We start from the raw sequence: 3,150 nt of genomic DNA, 5'->3' as shown, positions 1-3,150 counted from the left end.
GACCCGGCCGGGGACCGCGACCGGTTCAGGGCGATTCCGTCTTTGAAGACGTTCATCGAAGAGCGGTACATGCCTTACATCCAGCAGGAAACGCGTAGCCACCTCAACGCCGTTGCCTACACTCGCCGCATCATCGCCCTTTTTGGGCGGAAGACGCTGGACGAGCTTCAGGTCAACGACGTTCAGGCGTTCAAGGCAAGCCTGGTCAAGAAGGGGCTGGCCAACAGCACGGTGAACCTGCATCTGGCCACCTTGCGGCGCATCTACAATCTGGCTGCCAAGTGGCAGGTCTGGAACGGCCCCAACCCCACCAGCAGTACGGGGATGCTGCCGGTGCGGAACCGCGAAGCCCATTTGTCCGACGCCGAAACCGGGGTCCTGCTGTCGGTGCTGCGGTCCATGCCGGAAAATGACGCGATGACCGCCATCCTTATCCTTGCCCTTACCGGCGCCCGGAGGGACGAAATCCTCCACGCCCGGTGGGAGAACCTGGACCTTTCCAGGGGCGTTCTGACCGTGCCATTGTCGAAGAGTGGCAAGCCTCGTTATATCTTCTTGCCTCTGGAAGTGGTGAAGATACTGGAGACCCACCGACAGGGCCGCAGTGGCGCATACCCGCACGTCTTCCCCAGCCGGAAGACCGATGGCCCGATCCAGGACATCAAGCGTAGCTGGAGCAAGGCGAAGAAGTTAGCCGGGCTACCGGAAGATTTTCGCCTCCATGACCTGCGCCACAACTTTGCCAGTTCGCTTGTCAACAAGGGCGTGGGATTGAGCGAGGTGGGTGCTCTGTTGGGTCACAGCGATCCGCGCATTACCATGCGTTACGCCCATTTCGACCCCCAGCGCTTGATAAAGACGGCTTCCATCGCGTCCGTCGGCTGGGGGCCGGGCGCTACCGGCACCGCTACCCGCGAGACCCCCTGACCCCTGAACTCGACGATGGGGCCAAGCCCCATCGTCATCTTCCCCATCGAGGAGATAGAGCATGATCCGCAAACAGTCTAAAACCACCTGCGGGAGTGCGAAGGGCAAGCCGGGTGTATCCATCACCGTTGGCCCGGAGATCGAACTGGTGACGCCGGCCGAGGCCGCGGAGTACCTGAAGGTTTCGCCGCGCACGTTGGCGCGTTGGCGGATCACGGGGGACGGGCCGGCGTTCAGGGCGCTGTCGCCCCAGGTTGTCCGGTACGACCGCGCGAGCTTGCGGGCATGGCTGGAGAAGCGGGTCAGCATGAACACGCTGCAGTCCGCCAGCTTGCTGCGCACCATCAACAAGCGCTGACGGGGAGACACAAGGATATGAAGCAATCCAGCGCGGGCGAGAATCGTCATCAGTTCGATTTGGCTACCCGCACTCCTTACGGCACGCCGATGGCGCGAGGGGAGGTCGCCATGAAATACGCCTGCCCTCGATGCAAGGCGCAACCCGGACAGCGGTGCCAGGGCCTACAGAAGGTCAGGAAGTCCAACCACATTGAACGGTGGAAGGTCGCTGCCAAGGACCTGGGGCTGTTGCCCAGGTAGCTCTGCAAACTGATACCTCTCGTGCCATCACACGAGGGGTATCAGTCATTCCTCGTCCGTGGAAGGCGACCCGTTCGGTGTTCCCGTCCCCGCAGGTGGGCGCATCAGGACCCCAGTGACACCATCATCGCGATTCACGAAGGCGATCCCCGCAGCCATCAGTGTGGCCCTGATCTTTTCCATCGTGGACATGCGGGCGTCATGGGCCGGGCTGCGTTCGATGCGGCTGAGGGAGGTCAGCGAAATGCCCGCCCGGTCCGCGAGTTCGCGCTGTTCCCAGCCCAGAAGCGCCCGTGCAGCGCGGATTTGCCGAATGGTGATCATGCCGTTGAGGGGATGGCAGCCACCGTCAACGCGCAAGGGCGTGGAAATGATTTGCCACTAATGGCGTTCTATATGTCTTTATAGGCGCTTTTAACGTCCAAACCGATGATACTTCCGCCAAACCTGAGCCGGGGATGCGCCCGAGTCGGGTTCAGCCTCGGAGGTGTCATGCTACGTATTGTCGTGATCGTGCTGGTTCTGGTCTTGGCCATCACCATCATCCATGCCTTGGCCCGGCAAGGGCTGTTCCGCAGTATCGGCGATCTGTTTCTCATGACCGCCATCGGCGCCCTGGGTGCCAAGATCGCCGATGTGGACCAGGTCATCCCCTTCCTGAATCATCGCAGCGCCGTCACCCACTCGATCTTCCTGCCCATGGTGTTGGCCATGGTGCCCGGTGTGCGTGCGGCCGCCGGGCCGCTGTTCCTGGGTATGAGTTGCCACCTGGTCGCCGACTTCTTTCCAAGCCGCATGACCGGGTTCGCCCTGATCCAGGTGCCGGGCTGGGGTTCAATCGGAGTGGTGCTGTCCTATGTCTGGCTGGGCATTAACGCCCTCATCGCCTGCGCAATGGGGCACGCGCTGCTGAAGGACGAAACCAGCGGCTTCGTGCGCTTTCTGGTGACGGTCGCCCTCGGCATCGGGGCCTACTACTACCTGCTGGTCCTGGAAGGGTCACGGTGGGCGTTTGGCGCCTTCATCACGGTCTACGGGCTGACCTACCTGACCAGCCTGCGCGAGGAGGCGTGAGCCGTCACTGCCTGGGTTCTCATCAGCATTTCATTGCCCTGACACGCCGTCCGGCGCTGTCCATGTCCCTCAACAAAGGCCCCGTTCCAGCGCTGGAACGGGGCCTTTCCGTTTTCGGAGCCCTGGCAATGGAAGAACCCAAGGAAGCCTTCTGCGACCTCGCACGCCGTCTGTACGGCGGGCACCACCCGGCCCTGGTGCCGGAAACCGTCAGCCTCAGGCGTGCCCTGACGCAGGAAGACGACCCGCTGCACATCATCGCCTACCTGCGCAGTGTCGGCATCACGGTGACCAGCCTGCCCGACCTGCTGGCCATCAACGATGACCCCGCCGAGGAGGAGTTGCACGCCTACCCCGTGCGGGAGGGCATTGCCGTGTCGGTGGCGTCGGAAGACGCCTGGCAAATCTTCACGCCGTGAAGGGGCCGGACATGATTGACATTCCCGTCGATGCCATCGTCCTGGAACAGCGCAGTTCCGACGGCCGCTTCGTCCTCTTCACCAACACCGACCGGCCGGGGGACTTCCCCATACCCTGGAACGGGGCCTG

General features: G+C 62.7%; 5 protein-coding genes. 4 read left to right on the top strand and 1 reads right to left on the bottom strand.

Annotation, left to right across the window (positions count from 1 at the left end; all coding sequences use genetic code 11):
- Both Q0072_RS03505 and Q0072_RS03500 read left to right on the top strand, forming a co-directional pair.
- A partial coding sequence (locus Q0072_RS03505; protein WP_298325798.1) for a site-specific integrase occupies positions 1-927 on the top strand: 927 nt, incomplete at its 5' end.
- Between the two features lie 61 nt (positions 928-988).
- Complete coding sequence (locus Q0072_RS03500) at positions 989-1,285, top strand: helix-turn-helix domain-containing protein (protein WP_298325795.1); 297 nt, start codon at positions 989-991, stop codon at positions 1,283-1,285.
- A 287-nt stretch (positions 1,286-1,572) separates the two neighbouring features.
- Here Q0072_RS03500 and Q0072_RS03495 read toward each other — a convergent pair whose 3' ends face one another.
- Positions 1,573-1,887, bottom strand: a complete 315-nt coding sequence (locus tag Q0072_RS03495) for a helix-turn-helix transcriptional regulator (RefSeq protein WP_298325792.1) — start codon at positions 1,885-1,887, stop codon at positions 1,573-1,575.
- 132 nt (positions 1,888-2,019) lie between these two features.
- On the opposite strand from Q0072_RS03495, the gene Q0072_RS03490 reads away from it, so the two are divergent.
- Entirely contained in the window at positions 2,020-2,601 is a 582-nt protein-coding gene (locus Q0072_RS03490; RefSeq protein ID WP_298325789.1) for a hypothetical protein, read from the top strand.
- Between the two features lie 128 nt (positions 2,602-2,729).
- Entirely contained in the window at positions 2,730-3,020 is a 291-nt protein-coding gene (locus Q0072_RS03485; protein ID WP_298325786.1) for a hypothetical protein, read from the top strand.
- Positions 3,021-3,150: the final 130 nt, after the last annotated feature.

It is taken from the genome of Asticcacaulis sp. (assembly GCF_027484505.1).
GTDB lineage: Bacteria > Pseudomonadota > Alphaproteobacteria > Caulobacterales > Caulobacteraceae > Asticcacaulis.
The sequence above is the reverse complement of the archived record's forward strand: the minus strand, read 5'-3'. Positions and strand labels throughout refer to the sequence as shown.